The following is an 18868-nucleotide window of genomic DNA, read 5'->3' as shown; positions in this document are numbered from 1 at the left end:
CCCCTTCTCCATGAAAATCATCTTTGCCGGAACCCCCGAATTCGCCCGCGTGGCATTGCAGCGTCTGCTGGACGCCGGGTTCACCGTGCCCCTCGTGCTCACGCAGCCCGACCGCCCCGCCGGCCGGGGCATGAAGCTGCAGGCCTCGCCCGTCAAGCAATGCGCCCTGGAGCATGGCATTGCAGTGGCCCAGCCCCGCAGCCTGCGCCTGGACGGCAAATTCCCCGAAGACGCCGCTGCCGCCCGTGCAGCGCTGCTGGCCGCGCAGGCCGATGCCATGGTGGTGGCAGCCTACGGCCTCATCCTGCCGCAGTGGGTGCTGGATGCCATGAGCGCCGCACGGCCGCCCGAAGGCGCGAAGGCCCCCTCGGGGGGCAGCGAACCACGCGCAGCGGGGAGCGTGGGGGCCCATGGATGCCTCAACATCCACGCCAGCCTGCTGCCGCGCTGGCGCGGCGCCGCCCCCATCCACCGCGCCATCCAGGCGGGCGATACCGAGACGGGCGTCACCATCATGCAGATGGATGCGGGCCTGGACACTGGCGCCATGCTGCTGACCGAAAAGCTGCCCATTGGCCCCCGCGACACCACCGCTTCGCTGCACGACCGCCTGGCCAACCTGGGTGGCCGGCTGATCGTGGAGGCCCTGGAGCTGGCTGCCTGCGGTGGCCTGCAGCCTGTCCAGCAACCGGAGCAGGGCGTGACCTATGCCCACAAGATCGAAAAATCCGAAAGCGCGGTGGACTGGTCGCTGCCAGCGCAGGTGATTGGCCGGCAGATCCGCGCCTTCGACCCTTTTCCTGGGGCCAGCACCACGCTGGGCACGGAGAACATCAAACTCTGGGACTATGAAATGAGTAGCTATCAGCGCTTGCCAGACAAGCGTTGCGGCGAGATTTTGTCCATAGACAACACCGGCGTGCTGGTGGCCTGCGGCGAAGATGCCCTGCGCCTGACCACCCTGCAGCGCGCCGGTGGCAAGCGCTTGCCGGCCTCCGAATTCCTGCGCGGCTTCCCGCTGCAGCCCGGCATGGTGTTGGGGGCCGGGCCAGCGCCCGGCGCCACGGGCGCGCCGACCGCGCCATGAGCCTGCAGGCGGTCCGCCAGACCGTGCGCCACCCGGCGTTTCGCCTGGCCATCACCGACATGGCCGGCACCTCGCTGGGCATCGCCGCCTGGGCCCTGGTGACGGGCGTGGCCATGGTGAAGGGCGGCATCTCGGTGTCCATGGCGATTTTCATGTCGCTGCTGGTGTATGCCGGCAGCGCCCAGCTGGCCGTGCTTCCGCTGCTGGCCACCGGCGCACCACTGTGGGTGGTGTGGCTCACGGCGTCGTGCGTGAACCTGCGCTTCGTGATCTTCAGCAGCCTGTGGCGCAGCTACTTTGCCCACCTGCCGCTGCGCCAGCGCCTGGCCATTGGCTACTTCAGCGGCGACGTGATCTTCGTGGCCTTCATGAAGCGCTTTCCCGAACCGCAGCCCGAGCCCGACCAGCTGCCTTATTTCTGGGGCGCCGCCACCACCAACTGGCTGGCCTGGCAGGTGCCGTCGATTGCCGGCATTTTGCTGGCCAACGCCGTGCCCGTGTCCTGGGGGCTCGGCTTTGCCGGTGTGCTGGCGCTGCTGGGGGTGCTGCTGTCGCTGCTGTTCGACCGTGCCACCTGGCTGGCCACGGGGGTGGCCGCCACGGCAGCCATCGCCGCCTTTGCCCTGCCGCTCAAGCTCAACATCCTGGTGGCCATTGCCGCTGCGGTCACCGTGGGCCTGCTGATCGAGGCCGTGGACCGGCGCCGCCACAAGCCCGAGGTGCTGCTGGTGCCGGCCGACAGCATGATCGGCGCCGACGAGCTCGAACAGGTCGAGGCGGGCGACGCGGTGGCCCTGCGCGAGGAGCTGCATCCATGAGCTGGGACTGGCTGGAACCCTTTGTCGCGGTGGCGGGTCTGGCCGTGCTCACCCTGGTGACGCGTTCCTTCTTCATGATCCCCGAGCGCGAGCTGCCCCTGCCCGACTGGCTTAAGCGCGGGCTCAAATATGCGCCGCTGGCCGCGCTCACGGCGGTCATTGCGCCCGAGATTTTCATGGCGCACGGCGCGTTCATCACCACGCTGAAAGATGCGCGCCTGCCCGCCGTGCTGTGCGCCGTTGCCTACTATTTTTGGCGCCGCGGCATTCTGGGCACCATCGTGGTGGGCATGCTGGTGTACCTGCCACTGCACATCGGCTGGGGCTGGTAGGGCGGCGGCGGCGAAGGGCGGCAATGCACAGGCGCCTAAAATGACAGCCCCGTTACCCGAGTCCCCTTCGCGAGCTTCTTGCCCATGAACATCCTGCGTTTTTCCGATCTGTGCGCCCAGAACCGAGTTCGTGGTCAGCGCGTCTTCATCCGTGCCGACCTGAACGTGCCGCTGGATGCCGCCGGCCACATCACCGAAGACACCCGCATCCGCGCCTCGATTCCGTGCATCCGCATGGCCCTGGACGCGGGCGCCGCCGTGATGGTGACCAGCCACCTGGGCCGCCCCACCGAAGGTGCATTCCAGCCTGAAGACTCGCTGGCCCCCGTGGCCCAGCGCCTGTCGGAGCTGCTGGGCCGTGAGGTGCCGCTGATCGCCCACTGGGTGGACGGCGTGACCGTGGCGCCGGGGCAGGTGGTGCTGCTGGAAAACTGCCGCGTCAACGTCGGTGAAAAGAAAAACAAGGAAGACCTGGCCCGCAAGCTGGCCGCCCTGTGCGACATCTTCGTGAACGACGCCTTTGGCACGGCCCACCGCGCCGAGGGCACCACCTATGGCATCGCGCAATACGCCCCCATCGCCTGCGCCGGCCCGCTGCTGTCGGCCGAAATCGACGCCCTCACCAAGGCCCTGGCCCAGCCCCAGCGCCCGCTGGCAGCCATCGTGGCAGGCTCCAAGGTGTCTACCAAGCTCACCATCCTGCAAAGCCTGGCCGACAAGGTGGACCAGCTCATCGTGGGCGGCGGCATTGCCAACACCTTCATGCTGGCCGCAGGCCTGCCTATCGGCAAAAGCCTGGCCGAGCCGGATCTGCTGGACGCCGCCCGGTCCGTGATGGCGACCATGAAGGCGCGCGGCGCCGAGGTGCCGATTCCCACCGACGTGGTCACCGCCAAAACCTTTGCCGCCGATGCACCCGCCACCATCAAGGCCGCCACCGATGTGGCCGAGGACGACCTGATCCTGGACATTGGCCCCGAAACCGCCGCGCGGCTGGCGGCCCAGCTCACATCGGCCGGCACCATCGTCTGGAACGGCCCCGTGGGCGTATTCGAGTTTTCCGCCTTTGAAAACGGCACGCGCACGATTGCCCAGGCCATTGCGCAATCGCCCGCCTTCAGCATTGCCGGCGGCGGCGACACCCTGGCGGCCATTGCCAAATACGGCATCGAGCAGCAGGTGGGCTACATCTCCACCGGCGGCGGCGCCTTCCTGGAAGTGCTGGAAGGCAAGACCTTGCCGGCATTCGAGATTCTCGAAAAGCGGGCCGCCGCCACGTCCTGAAGACTTGCGCTGCTTGCCCGCAGGGGCGATCAGACCAAGGCCGTTTCGACGGCCTTTTTTCATGGGCGCTTTCATGGGTGTTGTCATGGGTGTTTCGTGCCCTTCATGGCGCCGCCTAAAATTGCGCCCCATGACCTTTCTCGACATGCTGCGCAATGCATCCACCCAGAACAACTCGATGCTCTGCGTGGGACTGGACCCCGAACCCACCCGGTTTCCCGCCGACCTGCGCGGCGACCCGCGCAAGATCTACGACTTTTGCGCTGCGATCGTCGACAGCACGGCCGATGTGGCCTGCGCCTTCAAGCCCCAGATTGCCTACTTTGCAGCCCACGGCGCCGAAGACCAGCTTGAGCGGCTGATGCAGCACATGCGCTGCAATGCGCCCCAGGTGCCGGTGATTCTGGATGCCAAGCGTGGCGACATCGGCTCCACCGCCGAGCAATATGCCAAGGAGGCCTTCGAGCGCTATGGCGCCGACGCCGTCACGCTCTCGCCGTTCATGGGATTCGATTCCATCGAGCCCTATCTGGCCTACCACGGCAAGGGCGCCTTTTTGCTGTGCCGCACCTCCAACCCCGGCGGCGACGACCTGCAAAACCAGCGCCTGGCCAGCATCGAAGGCCAGCCCCTGCTGTACGAACATGTGGCGCGCCTGGCGCAAGGCCCCTGGAACAAAAACGGCCAGCTCGGCCTGGTGGTCGGCGCCACCTACCCTCAGGAAATTGAGCGCGTGCGCAGCATTGCGCCCACGCTGCCCCTGCTGATCCCCGGCGTGGGCGCGCAGGGCGGCGATGCCGTGGCCACCGTGCGCGCCGGTCTGCGCCCTGACGGCCCCATCATCGTGAACTCGTCGCGGGCCATTCTGTATGCCTCGGATGGGGACGATTTCGCCACCGCCGCGCGCCACGAAGCGCTGCGCACCCGCGCCGTGCTGCAGGCGGCGGCCGGCTGAGCTGCATGGCACCGCTGGCGACCCCCGCTGCGCCTGCGTGCCGGTGGGGCCTGGGCTGCACCAGCATTCGTAGTCGCCATTTTTTGTCCGCAGGCCATGCAGCTCAAGTGGCTTGAAGACTTCATCACGCTGGCACAGGAGCGCAGCTTCACGCGCGCCGCCGAATTGCGCCACGTCACCCACCCCGCGTTCGGGCGGCGCATCCGCGCGCTCGAAGCCTGGGCCGGCACGCCCCTCGTGGAGCGCGGCGGCGGCCCGGTCACCCTGACCTCTGCGGGTGCCAGCTTTCTCGAAACTGCGGCCCAGCTGGCGCGCAACCTGGCCCAATCGCACGAGGAGCTGCAAAGCCTGGCCGGGCGCTAGGGCCGCACCGTGACGCTGACCACCGGCCGCACCCTGGCCCGCACTGTCGTGGCCGACTGGCTGGTGCGCCTGCGCCCCGTGCTGCAGGACGGCGAGTTGCGCATCCTGACCCGGGCGTTGGCCGACACCGTGGCCATACTGGAGCGCGGTGAGGCGGATTTCTCGCTCGTGTACCACCACCCGGCGCTGGCCATTGCACTGGACGCGCGGCAGTTTACCCACGTCACGCTGGCGGCAGACCGCCTGGTGCCCGTGTCCCGCGCCACGACCGAAGGACGGGCGTTGCACAGCTTTGCCCAGGCGCAGCCCGTGCCCTACCTTGCCTACGCGCCCCAGCTGGCGTTGGGCCGCCTGGTCGAGGACCACCTGGCGCACAACCCCCATGCACCGCGCCTGCAACGCCTGGTGGAATGCGACTCGGCGGATGCCCACTACGAATACGTGCAAAAAGGGCTGGGCGTGGCCTGGTTACCCTGGTCCATGGTGCATGCCGACTGCAAGAGCGGGCGCCTGGCTCCGGCGGGCTCCTCGCGCATGGAAGTACGTTTTGACGTGCGCTTATATCGCCCCAAGCGCCGCTTGGGCCCGCTGGCCGAGGCCGTATGGCAGGCCGTCACACTGCGCTGACCTGCGTGAACTGTTCTTGAATCGGTTCAAATTTGAACCAGTTCGTGCCGTTTCGGCACGAACAGGGAGCCGCCGCCTTCTCACAATGGGGCATCCAACCACAAGGACCAACGCCATGCACTTCCCCACACTTTCGCGCCGCACCGCCCTGGCTTGCGGCCTGGCCTTGCTGGCCTGCGGCCCTGCGGTCGCCCAGGAAACAGCGTATCCCAGCAAGCCCATCACCATCGTAGTGGGCTATCCGCCGGGTGGCAGTACCGACCTGACGGGCCGGGTGGTGGCCACCGAGCTGGGCAACCGCCTGGGCGTGCCGGTGGTGATCGAGAACATCGGTGGCGCAGGTGGCGCCATCGGCGCGCAGAAGGTGGCCAGCGCCGCACCCGACGGCTACACCCTGCTGGTGGGCGCAAGCAACGAGATCGCCATCAACAAGCTGGTGACCAAGAAGGTCAAGTACGACATCAAGGATTTCACCGCCATCGGCCTGATTGCCTCGCAGCCGCTGGTGCTGGTGGCGTCCACCGGCGCGGGGGTGAAGAACCTGGCGGAATTCACGCAGAAGGTCTCCAAGAACCCCGGCAAGTTCAGCTACGGCAGCTCGGGCGTGGGTACCTCGCTGCACCTGGCGGGCGAGATGGTCAAGGAGCAGGGCAAGCTGTTCATGACGCACATTCCCTACCGCGGCGTGGCACCGCTCGCCAACGACCTGATGGGCAACAACCTCGAATACGGCGTGTTCGTGCTCTCCAGCGGACTGCCGCACATCAAGAGTGGCAAGGTGATTGCTTTGGGCACCACCGAAGCCAAGCGCTCGGCGGCCACACCGGACATCCCGGCGCTCTCCGAATCGGCCCAGTACAAGAACGTGGACATCGGCGTGTGGTTTGCCCTCATGGCGCCGGCCAATCTGCCCAAGCCTGTGGCCGACAAGCTCAAGAAAGCCCTGAACGAAGCGCTGCAGGCACCCGAACTGCGCAAGAAGCTTGAAGCCAGCGGCTCCACGGTGTCGGTGCCTGGCGTGAACATCGACAAGTTCCTGAGCAGCGAAGTGGCCAAGTACAAGAAGATCGTCGAATTCGCCCGGATCGAGGAATGATGCCCATGGCCCTGACTTTTGACCTGCCCGCGCCCGACCTGGGCCCTTGGCGCGCCGGCAACACCGGCACCGAGGGCGTCTGGCACTTTGACTCGGGCCAGCCCGGCCGCCATGTGATGATCAGCGCCCTGGTGCATGGCAACGAGCTGTGCGGCGCCTGGGCGCTGAAAGGGCTGCTCGAATCCGGCCTGCGGCCGCAGCGGGGCCAGCTCACGTTGGCCTTCTGCAACCTTGAAGCCTTCGACCGGTTCGATGCAGCCCACCACGACGCCTCGCGCTTCACTGACGAAGACCTGAACCGCCAGTGGCTGGACGAGCGCATCCATGCCTGCGACACCCGCGAGCGCCGCCGCGCTGCGGCCCTGCGGCCTTTCGTGGCGAGCGCCGACTGGCTGCTGGACATCCACTCGATGCACGAGCCCTCGGCTCCGCTGTTGCTCACCGGCATGCAACCTCGCAACCTTGAGCTCGCGCGAACCATGCGCGCGCCAGAGCACGTCGTGATCGATGCCGGGCACAAGGACGGCGTGCGCATGCGCGACTATGGCCGCTTCGGCCTGCCCGACGGCAACGGCCCAGGCCAGGGGGGCGACACGCGCTCGCTGCTGGTCGAATGCGGCTTCCATGGCGACCTGGCCAGCCGCACCGTGGCGCAGGATCAGTGTGTGCGCTTTCTGGCGGCAGCTCGGGTGCTGGACGCGGCCGAGCTGGCACACGCGCTGCCTGGCTGGCAGCAGGCCGATGCCCCCCGCCAGTGGGCGCTGGAGGTGACCGGACCGGTGGTGGCTCGCAGCAGCAACTTCCGTTTCACCGAAGCCTTCACGGGCCTGGAGGTGATTGCGCAGGCCGGAACAGTGATTGGCGACAACGACGGCGAGCCCGTCATCACGCCCTACGACGACTGCGTGCTGGTGATGCCCTCCACTCGCCAGGCGCGCGCCGGCGTCACCGTGGTGCGCTACGCACGCCGTCGGCCCCTCTGAGGCCTGAAGCGCATTCGCGTAGATGCCCTGGCTCAGGGTTTGTGCGGTGAGTTGCTATAATTGTAGTAGCTATCAGCGCTTTATGGAAAAGCGCTACAGGCCTATTTGATGCCAAAACGCGGCCCCAGCACCACGCACACCAGGGCCAGCACCACGCAGGCCACGCCCGCCCATTGCCAAGCCGTGATGACCTCGCCCAGCACCCCCATGCCTGCGGCAATACCGACCAGCGGCACGCCCAGGCTGAAGGGCGCCACGCGGTTGGCGGGGTAGCGCTTGAGCAGGCTGGTCCACATCCCGTAGCCCAGCACCGTGGCCGCCCAACCCAGGTAGGCCACCGACAGCCAGGCCACCAGCGGTACGGCGGCCCAGGCGGCAGGATCGAGCCAGCGGGCCGCATCGGGGTCCAGCCACAGCGACAGCAGGGTGAACGGCAGCACCGGCACCAGGCTGCTCCAGACCACGAACGAGAACGGGTCGTAACCCGGCGAGGTTTGCTGCGCCAGGCGCGAGATGATGTTCGACGCTGCCCACCAGGCCGCAGCGCACAGCGTCAGCAGCAAGCCCGCCACCGTGGTGCCGCCCGTGGCAGCGCCGGGTTGCAGCTGGCTCATGGCAAAGCACAGCAGCCCCAGCCCGGCCAGCCCGAGGCCCAGCAGCAAGGGCCGGCTCGGGCGCTCGTGCAGCACACCAAAACCGAACAGTGCGGTGAAAAACACCTGTGTCTGCAGCAGCACGCTGGCCAGCGCCCCCGTCATGCCCAGCTGCAGCGCTACAAACAAAAAGCCGAACTGCCCCACGCCCTGGAACAGGCCAAACAACAGCACCCAGCGCCAATGCAGGCGCGGTGCCCGCACCAGCAGCACCAGCGGCAGGGCCGCGCACAGGTAGCGCAAGGCGCCCAGCTGAAACGGTGTGAAACTGCGCAGGCCCCATTTCATGGCGACGAAGTTCACCCCCCACAGCAGCACCACCGCCAACGCGGCCAGAAGATCGCGGGCCCGCATCGGCCCTGCCAGAGGCGTCATGGGATTGCTCACTGTGCAGCGCGTGCAGCGTCGATATGGGCCTTGACGCGTTGCGCCAGCGCGATGTCGCCGGGGGTCTCTGGCGTCCAGGCGTCCACCGCGCGGGGCTGGCCATCGTCACCCACGGCTGCGTACACCGCCACGCAATGGGTCACGGGCTGCAGTTCGCGGCTCTGCACGCTGCCCGCTCGCACTTCGATGGCCATGCTCATGCTGCTGCCGCCGGTATAGGCCAGGCGGGCCTCCACTTCCACCAGATCACCGGGGCGAACGGGCCGCAAAAAACTGGTGCTGCCCACAAAGGCCGTCGCACAGTCACCGTGCGCCCAGGCGCTGGCGCAGGCCAGACCGGCTTCGTCGGCCCAGAGCAAGACCGTTCCGCCCTGGATGCGACCAGATGCCGATGGCGCGCCGCTGGCGGCCAGAAAGCGCAAGGTGATGGAATGCATGCCGGGGAATCTCCACAAAAAAGACGTCGGTCATTATTCACCAGCCCTCTGCATCCGCCGGACAGCCCCCAAGCCTTCGTCCGACCGGCAGACGCCGCACAGTGCCATGGCCCATGGGCCGCCGACACACAGCTGTCATCACTTGATTTGAGTCAAAACCACTGGGTGCGAGTGTTTGTACATTGCGTTACAGACTGTGGGAATCCGCAGGGGTTCGCAGTCTGAACGTTGCCGGCATCCCGGTTCGGCCTTTGTGTTTTCACGACCTGCGCGTCTGTGCGCTTTTTGCCATGTCTCTCCTCCATCGCCTGGGCTTGCTGCATAAATTCATGATCCTGGGCACCATGGGGCTGATGATGAGCGCCCTGCCCACGTTCCTTTACGTGAGCAATTCACTGCAGTCGATTGCGGCGGCGCGGCAAGAATCCGTGGGCGCCGCGCCCGCGCTGGTGCTGAACCAGGTAGTGCGACTGATGCAGGTGCACCGCGGCCTGTCGGCCGGCATGCTGGGCGGTGACGAGACGCTGGCGGCGCGCCGCCCCGCCGCCCGCGATGCGCTGGAAAAAGCCATGGGCGAAGTCGCAACCAGCTTTGCCGCCGCCCAGGTGCCCACCGCGCAAACCAGCGCGTGGGCGCAGGCCCAGCAGACCTGGAAGGCCCTGGAGCAGGCCGTGGCCGCACGCAGCCTGCAGCCGGCGCAAAGCACGGCGCAGCACACGCAGCTGATTGCATCCATCATGCGGATCAACGAGGGCCTGCTGCACGCCTACGGCCTGCAGACCGACCCCGATGCCGACACCCATGCGCTGATCCAGGCCGCGCTGGTGCACGCCCCGATGCTGGGCGAAAAACTGGGCGTGCTGCGCGCACAGGGCTCGGGTTTTCTGGGGCGCGGCGAGCTGCCCGCGCAAGACAAGGGCCAGCTGCTGGTGCTGCGCCAGCGCGTGACCGAACTGCAGGCCGAAACCCTGCGCAGTTTTGACCGGGCGCTGGAACTGAACCCGCAGTTTCGCCAGTCGCTGGGGGGCAAGACCCCGGAGATCCAGGGCCTGATCACCCAGTCGCTGCAACTGCTGGAGCGCGAGGTGATCAACGCCACCGAATTCAAGCTCCCGTCCAAGGACTATTTCGACCACTTCACCCGCACCATCGAAGCGCTGAACGCGCTCAACACCCAGGCCGCAGACAACCTGGTACAGGCCCTGGAGCGCCGCGTGGCCGATCTGCAGCAAAACCTGCTGTGGGTGGCCGCGGCCTTGCTGGCAACGCTGTCGCTCACCGCCGGCATGGCCCTGGTGTTCGTGCGCTCCATGACGCAACCGCTGGCGCAGGCCGTGCAGCTGTCGCGCGCCGTGGCGCAGGGCGACCTGAGCGGCGGCCCCATAGCCCACGGCAGCAACGAGGTCGGCCAATTGCTGGCGGCCCTGCTGCAGATGCGCCAGCAGCTCACCGACGTGGTGCGCAACGTGCGCGGCGGCTCGGAGAGCGTGGCCACCGCCAGCGTGCAAATTGCGCAGGGCAACACCGACCTGTCGGCCCGCACCGAAAGCCAGGCCAGCGCGCTCGAAGAAACCGCCGCCTCGATGGAGCAGCTCAACGCCACCGTGCGGCAAAACGCCGACAGCGCCCAGCAGGCCAGCCAGCTGGCCGCCAGCGCCAGCGCCGTGGCTGTGCAGGGCGGCGAGGTGGTGGCGCAGGTGGTGGAAACCATGCAGGGCATCAACGCCGCGTCGCAAAAGATCGCGGACATCATCGGCGTGATCGATTCCATCGCGTTCCAGACCAACATCCTGGCGCTCAACGCCGCCGTCGAAGCCGCCCGCGCGGGCGAGCAGGGCCGGGGCTTTGCCGTGGTGGCCAGCGAAGTGCGCAGCCTGGCCGGGCGCAGCGCCGAGGCCGCGCGCGAGATCAAGACGCTTATCAGCGCCAGCGTAGAGCGCGTGGCCCAGGGCAACGCCCTGGTGGACCGCGCCGGCGCCACCATGGGCGAGGTGGTGGGCGCCATCCGCCGCGTGACCGACATCGTGGGCGAGATCAGCGCCGCCAGCCACGAGCAATCGCTGGGCGTGGCCCAGGTCGGTGAGGCAGTGACGCAGATGGACCAGGTCACCCAGCAGAACGCCGCCCTGGTCGAGGAGATGGCCGCCGCTGCCAGCAGCCTCAAGAACCAGGCCGAAGACCTGGTGCAGGTGGTGTCGGTGTTCCGCCTGGGCGATGAGCGCAGCCACAGCGGAATGCTACGACTTCAATAGCGCTTCGCGCTTATGTATAAAGCGCTACAGGCCATTTTTGCTTGAAAATACGCCACCACTTCCTGGTGGGGCGTTGACGTCAGCCCAGAGGGCGCTCGATGCCCAGCGCGGCCAGCTCTGCGTCAGTGAAGACGCGAGAGCGGGTGTGGAAGGCCTTGCCCTCAGGCCCTTCGAGCGAGAAGGTACCGCCGGTGCCTTCGATCACGTCGATGATGAGCTGCGTGTGTTTCCAGGTCTCGTACTGCGCGCGCCCGATGTAGAACGGGCAGCCGCCGATGTCACCCAGGTACACGTCGCCCGCGCCCATGGTGATTTCGCCGGGCAGGTAGCAGTTGGCCGCGCTGTTGTCGCAGCAGCCGCCCGACTGGTGGAACATCAGATCGGGCCCGTGTTTGGCTTGCAGAAAGGCCACCAGCTCCAGCGCGGCGGGGGTGGCGATGACTTTATCGACCATAGGGTGTCTCCAGCGTGCGATGCAAAAACAAACGCGGCAAGTTGGAACAACGAGCCGCGTCAGTAGAAACGTTTCCCGCGGTTCACAAACCGTCCCTGGCCAGGCGTCTCCGTCGCAGACAGTGGCAGCGCCACGGCAAGACGGAGCAACGACGCCAGGGGCGGTTTTTGGACCGCCACCCCCCATCAGAAGAAGCCGAGCTTGTTTTCTGAGTAGCTCACCAAGAGGTTCTTGGTTTGCTGGTAGTGGTTCAGCATCATCTTGTGGTTCTCACGCCCGATGCCCGATTCCTTGTAGCCGCCAAACGCCGCGTGCGCCGGGTAGGCGTGGTAGCAGTTGGTCCACACGCGCCCGGCCTTGATCGCGCGGCCCATGCGGTAGGCCACGTTGCCGTTGCGGCTCCACACGCCTGCGCCCAGGCCGTACAGCGTGTCATTGGCAATTTCCAGCGCCTCGGCTTCGTCCTTGAAGGTGGTCACGGCCAGCACGGGGCCGAATATTTCTTCCTGGAAGATGCGCATCTTGTTGTGGCCCTTGAACAGCGTGGGCTGCACGTAGTAGCCGCCTTCCAGATCGCCACCCAGGTGCGCCTGGCCGCCACCGGCCAGCACTTCGGCGCCTTCCTGCTTGCCCAGGTCGAGGTAGCTCAGGATCTTGGTGAGCTGCTCCTTGCTGGCTTGCGCGCCCATCATGCTGTCGGTATCCAGCGGGTTCTGGTGCTTGATGGCGGCCACGCGCTTGAGCACGCGCTCCATGAACTTGTCGTAGATCGATTCTTGAATGATGGCGCGGCTGGGGCAAGTGCAGACCTCGCCCTGGTTGAAGGCGAACAGCACCAGGCCTTCGATGGCTTTGTCCAGAAACGCATCGTCCTTGTCCATGATGTCGGCAAAGAACACATTGGGGCTCTTGCCGCCCAGCTCCAGCGTGGCGGGGATCAGGTTGTTGGCGGCGGCCTGCGCAATCACGCGGCCCGTGCTGGTCGATCCGGTGAAGGCGATCTTGGCAATGCGCTTGCTGGTGGCCAGCGGCATGCCTGCCTCGCGGCCATAGCCGTTGACGATGTTCAGCACGCCGGGCGGCAGCAGGTCGGCAATCAGCTCGGCCAGGATCAGGATGGAGATGGGGGTGGACTCCGCCGGCTTGAGCACCACGCAGTTGCCGGCGCCCAGGGCGGGGGCCAGCTTCCAGGCGGCCATCAGGATGGGGAAATTCCAGGGGATGATCTGGCCGACCACGCCCAGTGGCTCGTGCAGGTGGTAGGCCACGGTGTCGCTATCGATCTCGCTGATGCCGCCCTCTTGTGCGCGAATGGCGCCCGCGAAATAGCGGAAGTGGTCCACGGTCAGCGGGATGTCGGCGTTCAGCGTCTCGCGGATCGCCTTGCCGTTGTCCACGGTTTCGGCGTAGGCCAGCAGCTCCAGGTTCTGCTCGATGCGATCGGCAATTTTCAGCAGGATGTTGCCGCGCGTGGCGGCGTCGGTCTTGCCCCAGGCGTCGGCGGCGGCGTGCGCAGCGTCCAGCGCCAGTTCGATGTCTTCGGCGGTGGAGCGGGCTGCCTGGGTGTAGACCTTGCCGTTGACCGGCGAGATGACATCAAAGTATTGGCCCTTGACCGGGGGCACGAATTTGCCCCCGATGAAGTTGTTGTACTGGGGCTTGTAGGCGATCTTGGCGCCAGCGGCGCCGGGGGCTGCGTAAACGGTCATGGTGTGTTGTCTCCTGCGATGGTTGTGTGTATCGGGCGGGCCTCATGGGGCCTGTCCGATACCAACCCCCTACTCAAAACCCATGCCAGCTGGCCAAGGCGCGCGGCGTGTTGATTTCATTGGGATTTTTCTGCCAACCAGGGGCTCACCTGTCGCCGTGGGCCCGCCGTGCTGTGCCGTACCGCAACACCTGTCACGAAATGGAACAGTTGGCGCAAACCTGGCGCCCGCGCCCTTGCCCCCGGCGTTGCTGCCCGCCATACTCGTCCCATACCCACAAGCAGGCCATCCTGAGCCTGTACGGAGACAAAGCGTGCGCCCCAACACTTCCCCCGTCGCCTTGCGACAGGCCCGCCAGCATCTGCTGGACTCTGGCCAGTGCCCCAGCGGCCTGGTGGACGAGCGCCTGGCGCGCTCCTGGTCGCGCAGTATGGCGGCGGGCCTGGTGCCCACCGGGCGGCCCCAGGCCATCGACCACCCCAGCAGCGGCACCCTGCGCCATGTGCTGGCCAGCAACCCCGAGCTGCTGGCGCATTCGCGGCCGGTGATGGAGTACCTGTTTGAGCAGGTGCGCCACAGCCAGAGCGTGGTGGTGCTGGCCGACCGGCGCGGCATGCTCATGCACACCCTGGGCGACCCCTACTTTGTGGACAAGGCCGAGCGCGTGGCGCTGACCAGCGGTGCATCCTGGCACGAGGCCCACCGGGGCACCAACGCCATCGGTACGGCCCTGGCCGAGGCCTGCGCGGTCGAGGTGCATGGCGGCGAGCATTTTCTGGAGCGCAACAGCTTTCTCACCTGCGCGGCCTCGCCCATCCTGTCGGCCACGGGCGAGCTGCTGGGCATCCTCGACATCTCGGGCGACTACCGCAACGGCCACGCGCACACGCTGGGGCTGGTCAGTACGGCAGCGCGCATGATCGAAAACCGCCTGCTGGCCGCCACCTGCAAACGCAACATCCGCCTGCACCTGCACAGCGTGCCCGAGGGCATTGGCAGCGTGGCCGAAGGCATCGTGGCGGTGTCGGCCGACGGCTGGATCGTGGGCGCCAACCGCGTGGGCCTGGCGCAGCTGGGCCTGCACGCGGGCGACGTGGGCGCCACCTTGCTGGAGCGCGTGCTGGACGTGCGGCTGGGTGACCTGCTCTCGCACCACAAGCGCCGCCCCCAGCAGCCGCAGGCTTTGCGCACACCCCACGGCGGCTTGCTGTTTGCCCAGGTGCAGATGGATGCCGCCGCGTGGGTCACCCCGTCGCAGCCCGCCACGGCGGCCCGCGCCGCACCCACGCAGGACGCACTGGCGCTGCTGGACACCGGCGACGCCCGCTGGCGCGCTGCCGCCGACAAGGCCCGCCGCGTGGTGGGCAAGCCCATTGCGGTGCTGGTGCAGGGCGAATCGGGCGTGGGCAAGGAGGTGTTTGCGCGCGCGCTGCACGCCAGCGGCCCGCGCCGCGACGCACCGTTTGTGGCCATCAACTGCGCTGCCATCCCCGAGCACCTGATTGAGTCCGAACTCTTCGGCCACGTGGCGGGCGCCTTCACCGGCGCACGCAAGGAAGGCCACCTGGGCCGCCTGCGCGAGGCCCACGGCGGCACGCTGTTTCTCGACGAAATCGGCGACATGCCGCTGGCCCTGCAAACCCGCCTGCTGCGCGTGCTGCAAGAGCGCAGCGTGACGCCCGTGGGCGCCAGCAAGGCCGTGCCGGTGGACTTTGCACTGGTCTGCGCCACGCACAACCAGCTCATGCAGGCGGCAGAGCAGGGGCGCTTTCGGCAAGATTTGTACTACCGCATCAACGGCCTCACGGTGCAACTGCCCGCACTGCGCGAGCGCAGCGACTTTGTGGCGCTGCTGCAGCGCCTGCTGGCCGACCTGGGCACGGAACAGGGCCTGGGTTTTGAGGTGCAGGTGGCGCCCGACCTGTTGGCCCGCCTGGCCGCCTACCCCTGGCCCGGCAACCTGCGCCAGCTGGCCAACGTGCTGCGCACCGCCTGCGCCATGCTGGCCGAGGGCGAAGACACCCTGGGCTGGGAGCACATGCCCGACGACCTGGTGCAGGCGCTCACGGCGGCGCCCGCCAGCCCGCGCAGCGAAGCGGCAGCAGGCCCGGGTGCGGAGGGCCTGCCCGCCGCCCTCAGCCTGCAGCAACTCTCCACCGCAGCCATCGACCAGGCCTTGCAGGCCGCACGCGGCAACATGTCGCAAGCCGCTCGCCAGCTGGGCATCAGCCGGCAGACGCTGTACCGCAAGCTGGCTTCACGCACGCCTCAATAGCTACTATTTTTATAGCTTCTTGCGCTTTACTGTCAAGCGCTAGAGGCCAATTTCTTTCAAACTATTTGCTGAGATACGGCGCCAGATACCGCCCCGTGTGGCTGGCCGGGTTGGCCGCCAGTTCTTCGGGCGTGCCCACGCCCACCACGCTGCCGCCGCCCGCGCCGCCCTCGGGCCCCATGTCGATCAGCCAGTCGGCGGTTTTGATGACGTCGAGGTTGTGCTCGATGATGACGATGGTGTTGCCTGCGTCGCGCAGCTGGTGCAGCACCTTGAGCAGCAGGTCGATGTCGGCAAAGTGCAGGCCGGTGGTCGGTTCATCGAGGATGTAGAGCGTGCGGCCGGTGTCGCGTTTGCTCAGCTCTTGCGCGAGTTTGACGCGCTGCGCTTCGCCGCCCGAGAGCGTGGTGGCGCTCTGGCCCAGGCGGATGTACGACAGCCCCACGTCCAGCAGCGTCTGCAGCTTGCGCGCGATGGTCGGCACGTCCTTGAAGTAGGCGGCGGCGTCTTCCACCGTCAGCTCCAGGATCTGCGCGATGTTTTTGCCCTTCCACAGCACTTCGAGCGTCTCGCGGTTGTAGCGCTGGCCGTGGCAGATGTCGCAGGGCACGTACACGTCGGGCAAAAAGTGCATTTCCACCTTCACCATGCCGTCGCCCTGGCAGGCTTCGCAGCGGCCCCCACCACCTGCTGCACCCACGTTGAAGCTGAAGCGCCCCGGGCCGTAGCCGCGTTCCTTGGCGGTGTTGGTCTCGGCCATCAGCTCACGGATCGGCGTGAACAGGCCCGTGTAGGTGGCGGGGTTGCTGCGCGGCGTGCGGCCAATGGGGCTCTGGTCAACGTTGATGACCTTGTCGAAATACTCGATGCCCACGATTTCTTCGTGCGGTGCGGGCTCGTCGTGCGCGCGGTACAGCTGGCGTGCCACGGCTTTGTACAGCGTGTCGTTGACCAGCGTGCTCTTGCCGGAGCCCGACACGCCCGTCACGCAGGTGAGCAGTCCGACGGGGAAGTCCACCGTCACGCCCTGCAAATTGTTGCCGCTGGCGCCCGCCACGCGCAGCGCCTGCACGGCACCCTGGCGTGCGTGGTGCTCGGCCATGCGCTCGGCGCGGCGCTTGCTGGCCTCGGTTTGCGGAAAGCGCGACTTGGCCTTGGCCTCCGCCACCGGCGCGGGCTGCTCCAGCACCGGCAGCCACGGCGTGCGGCGCCGGGGCACGGCAATCGACAGCGCGCCCGAAAGGTATTTGCCGGTGAGCGACTGCGCATTGGCGCGCACTTCGTCGTAGGTGCCTTGCGCCATCACGCGCCCGCCGTGCACGCCCGCGCCGGGGCCCATGTCGATCACCTGGTCGGCGGCGCGCATCATGTCTTCGTCGTGCTCGACCACGATCACGCTGTTGCCAATGTCGCGCAGGTGCTGCAGCGTGGCGATCAGGCGGTCGTTGTCGCGCTGGTGCAGGCCGATGCTGGGCTCGTCGAGCACATACATCACACCCGTCAGGCCCGAGCCGATCTGTGACGCCAGGCGAATGCGCTGCGCCTCGCCGCCGCTCAGGGTTTCGGCGCTGCGGTCCAGGCTCAAATAACTCAGGCCCACGTCGTTCAGAAACTGCAGGCGCGTGGCGATCTCGCGCACCACCTTGTCGGCAATCTCGGCCTTGGCGCCGCTGAGCTTCAAGTCATTGAACCAGGCGTGCGCCGCGCTGAGCGTGGCGTGGCTCACCTCATAGATGGCGCGGGCCTGTTCGCCCTCGCCCAGCTTCACATGGCGGGCCTCGCGGCGCAGGCGCACGCCGTGGCATTCGGGGCAGGGCTGGGTGCTGCGGTAGCGGGCCAGGTCTTCGCGCACCACCACCGAATCCGTCTCGCGGTAGCGGCGTGCCATGTTGGGCAGGATGCCCTCGAAAACATGCTTCTTGACGATCGCTTTGCCCTTGGAGGCACCGCTGTCCATGATGTAGCTGAAGGCGATTTCTTCCTCGCCCGAGCCGTGCAGGATGGCTTGCTGCACCGGCGCGGGCAGCGATTCAAACGGCGCATCGATGTCGAACGCGTAGTGCCTGGCCAGGCTCTCCAGCATGGCAAAGTAGTAGCCGTTGCGCCGGTCCCAGCCCTTGATGGCGCCGCTGGCCAGGCTCAGGCTGGGGAAGGCGACCACACGCGTCGGGTCAAACACCTCGCGCTGGCCGATGCCGTCGCACGCGGGGCAGGCGCCCATGGGCGAGTTGAAGGAGAACAGGCGCGGCTCCAGCTCGGCCAATGAATAGCTGCACACCGGGCAGGCGAACTTGCTGCTGAACAGGTGCTCTTGCCCCGTGTCCATCTCCAGCGCCAGCACGCGGCCGTTGCCCTCGTGCCCGCCCACGCGCAGGGCCGCCTCGATGCTCTCGGCCAGGCGCTGCTGCAGGTCCGCGCGCACCTTCACCCGGTCGATCACCACGTCGATGTCGTGCTTCTCGGTCTTCTTGAGCTGGGGCAGGTTTTCGTGCTCGTAGATCTGGCCATCGACGCGAAAACGCACATAGCCCTGCGCCTGCATCTGCGCGAACAACTCGGTGAACTCGCCCTTTTTCTCACGCGCCACGGGGGCCAGCACCATGAGCTTGGTGTCCTCGGGCAGGGCCAGCACGGCGTCCACCATCTGGCTCACGGTCTGCGCTGCCAGCGGCAGGCCATGGTCGGGGCAAAACGGCGTGCCGGCGCGGGCATACAGCAGGCGCAGGTAGTCGTGGATCTCGGTCACCGTGCCCACGGTGGAGCGCGGGTTGTGGCTGGTGGCCTTCTGCTCGATGGAAATCGCTGGCGACAAGCCCTCGATCAGGTCCACATCGGGCTTGTCCAGCCGCCCCAGAAACTGCCGCGCATAGGCCGACAGGCTTTCCACATAGCGCCGCTGGCCCTCGGCATACAGGGTGTCGAACGCCAGGCTCGATTTGCCCGAGCCCGACAGCCCGGTAATCACCACCAGCTGGTTGCGCGGGATGTCGAGGTCGATGTTCTTGAGGTTGTGCGTGCGCGCCCCGCGGATGCTGATGCGCGCCTGCGCCAGGGCGTGGCCCAGGTAACGGCCCGAGGGGCCAGAAGGCTGATCGTCAGCAGGACGTTGGGGGAGGGAAGGGTTCACAGTGGGGCGCACGCCAGAAAAGCAGAAAA

At 67.2% G+C, this 18868-nt stretch carries 14 protein-coding genes and 1 pseudogene; 10 read left to right on the top strand and 5 right to left on the bottom strand.

The annotated features are described in order from the left end of the window. Window positions 1-10: 10 nt before the first annotated feature. From fmt to CCX87_RS18520, 8 genes and pseudogenes are all read left to right on the top strand, one after another. Window positions 11-1087 (top strand): methionyl-tRNA formyltransferase, encoded by a 1077-nt coding sequence (gene fmt, locus CCX87_RS18555; RefSeq protein WP_087748018.1) that lies wholly within the window; start codon window positions 11-13, stop codon window positions 1085-1087. After that, window positions 1084-1905, top strand: coding sequence for an AzlC family ABC transporter permease (locus tag CCX87_RS18550; RefSeq protein WP_087748017.1), 822 nt, complete (start codon window positions 1084-1086; stop codon window positions 1903-1905). The genes fmt and CCX87_RS18550 overlap by 4 nt, the downstream gene beginning before the upstream one ends. Beyond that, window positions 1902-2237 carry an AzlD domain-containing protein gene (locus CCX87_RS18545; RefSeq protein ID WP_087748016.1) on the top strand — a complete coding sequence of 112 codons (336 nt, stop codon included), beginning with the start codon at window positions 1902-1904 and terminating at the stop codon, window positions 2235-2237. The genes CCX87_RS18550 and CCX87_RS18545 overlap by 4 nt, the downstream gene beginning before the upstream one ends. Window positions 2238-2321: 84 nt before the next feature. Further along, complete coding sequence (locus CCX87_RS18540; protein ID WP_087748015.1) at window positions 2322-3521, top strand: phosphoglycerate kinase; 1200 nt, start codon at window positions 2322-2324, stop codon at window positions 3519-3521. Window positions 3522-3651: 130 nt separating this feature from the next. Then, window positions 3652-4476 (top strand): orotidine-5'-phosphate decarboxylase, encoded by an 825-nt coding sequence (gene pyrF, locus CCX87_RS18535; RefSeq protein ID WP_087748014.1) that lies wholly within the window; start codon window positions 3652-3654, stop codon window positions 4474-4476. A gap of 96 nt (window positions 4477-4572) precedes the next feature. Further along, window positions 4573-5466 (top strand): annotated as a pseudogene (locus CCX87_RS18530) (LysR family transcriptional regulator). A 115-nt stretch (window positions 5467-5581) separates the two neighbouring features. Continuing rightward, window positions 5582-6562 (top strand): Bug family tripartite tricarboxylate transporter substrate binding protein, encoded by a 981-nt coding sequence (locus CCX87_RS18525; protein ID WP_087748013.1) that lies wholly within the window; start codon window positions 5582-5584, stop codon window positions 6560-6562. Then, entirely contained in the window at window positions 6559-7545 is a 987-nt protein-coding gene (locus CCX87_RS18520) for a succinylglutamate desuccinylase/aspartoacylase domain-containing protein (RefSeq protein WP_087748012.1), read from the top strand. The genes CCX87_RS18525 and CCX87_RS18520 overlap by 4 nt, the downstream gene beginning before the upstream one ends. A gap of 101 nt (window positions 7546-7646) precedes the next feature. Here the strand turns inward: CCX87_RS18520 and CCX87_RS18515 are convergent, their stop codons facing one another. Both CCX87_RS18515 and CCX87_RS18510 read right to left on the bottom strand, forming a co-directional pair. Then, a complete protein-coding gene (locus CCX87_RS18515) occupies window positions 7647-8573 on the bottom strand; it encodes an EamA family transporter (protein ID WP_087748011.1) in 927 nt (308 codons plus the stop codon). An 8-nt stretch (window positions 8574-8581) separates the two neighbouring features. Then, the gene (locus tag CCX87_RS18510) at window positions 8582-9022 is read right to left on the bottom strand and encodes an acyl-CoA thioesterase (RefSeq protein WP_087748010.1); all 441 of its coding nucleotides are present in this window, start codon (window positions 9020-9022) and stop codon (window positions 8582-8584) included. A 290-nt stretch (window positions 9023-9312) separates the two neighbouring features. Here CCX87_RS18510 and CCX87_RS18505 point away from each other — a divergent pair, with 290 nt between their 5' ends. Then, window positions 9313-11274 carry a methyl-accepting chemotaxis protein gene (locus CCX87_RS18505; protein ID WP_087748009.1) on the top strand — a complete coding sequence of 654 codons (1962 nt, stop codon included), beginning with the start codon at window positions 9313-9315 and terminating at the stop codon, window positions 11272-11274. Window positions 11275-11353: 79 nt separating this feature from the next. Here CCX87_RS18505 and CCX87_RS18500 read toward each other — a convergent pair whose 3' ends face one another. Then, the gene (locus CCX87_RS18500; RefSeq protein ID WP_087748008.1) at window positions 11354-11728 is read right to left on the bottom strand and encodes a DUF779 domain-containing protein; all 375 of its coding nucleotides are present in this window, start codon (window positions 11726-11728) and stop codon (window positions 11354-11356) included. Window positions 11729-11913: 185 nt separating this feature from the next. After that, window positions 11914-13437 (bottom strand): acetaldehyde dehydrogenase ExaC, encoded by a 1524-nt coding sequence (gene exaC / locus CCX87_RS18495; protein WP_087748007.1) that lies wholly within the window; start codon window positions 13435-13437, stop codon window positions 11914-11916. Window positions 13438-13750: 313 nt separating this feature from the next. Here exaC and CCX87_RS18490 point away from each other — a divergent pair, with 313 nt between their 5' ends. Next, complete coding sequence (locus CCX87_RS18490) at window positions 13751-15712, top strand: sigma-54-dependent Fis family transcriptional regulator (protein ID WP_087748006.1); 1962 nt, start codon at window positions 13751-13753, stop codon at window positions 15710-15712. Window positions 15713-15773: 61 nt separating this feature from the next. Here CCX87_RS18490 and uvrA read toward each other — a convergent pair whose 3' ends face one another. After that, window positions 15774-18776 carry an excinuclease ABC subunit UvrA gene (gene uvrA, locus CCX87_RS18485; RefSeq protein ID WP_232476612.1) on the bottom strand — a complete coding sequence of 1001 codons (3003 nt, stop codon included), beginning with the start codon at window positions 18774-18776 and terminating at the stop codon, window positions 15774-15776. Window positions 18777-18868 lie beyond the last annotated feature (92 nt).

This window comes from Acidovorax sp. T1 (assembly GCF_002176815.1).
Taxonomy (GTDB): domain Bacteria; phylum Pseudomonadota; class Gammaproteobacteria; order Burkholderiales; family Burkholderiaceae_C; genus Acidovorax.
The sequence above is the reverse complement of the archived record's forward strand: the minus strand, read 5'-3'. Positions and strand labels throughout refer to the sequence as shown.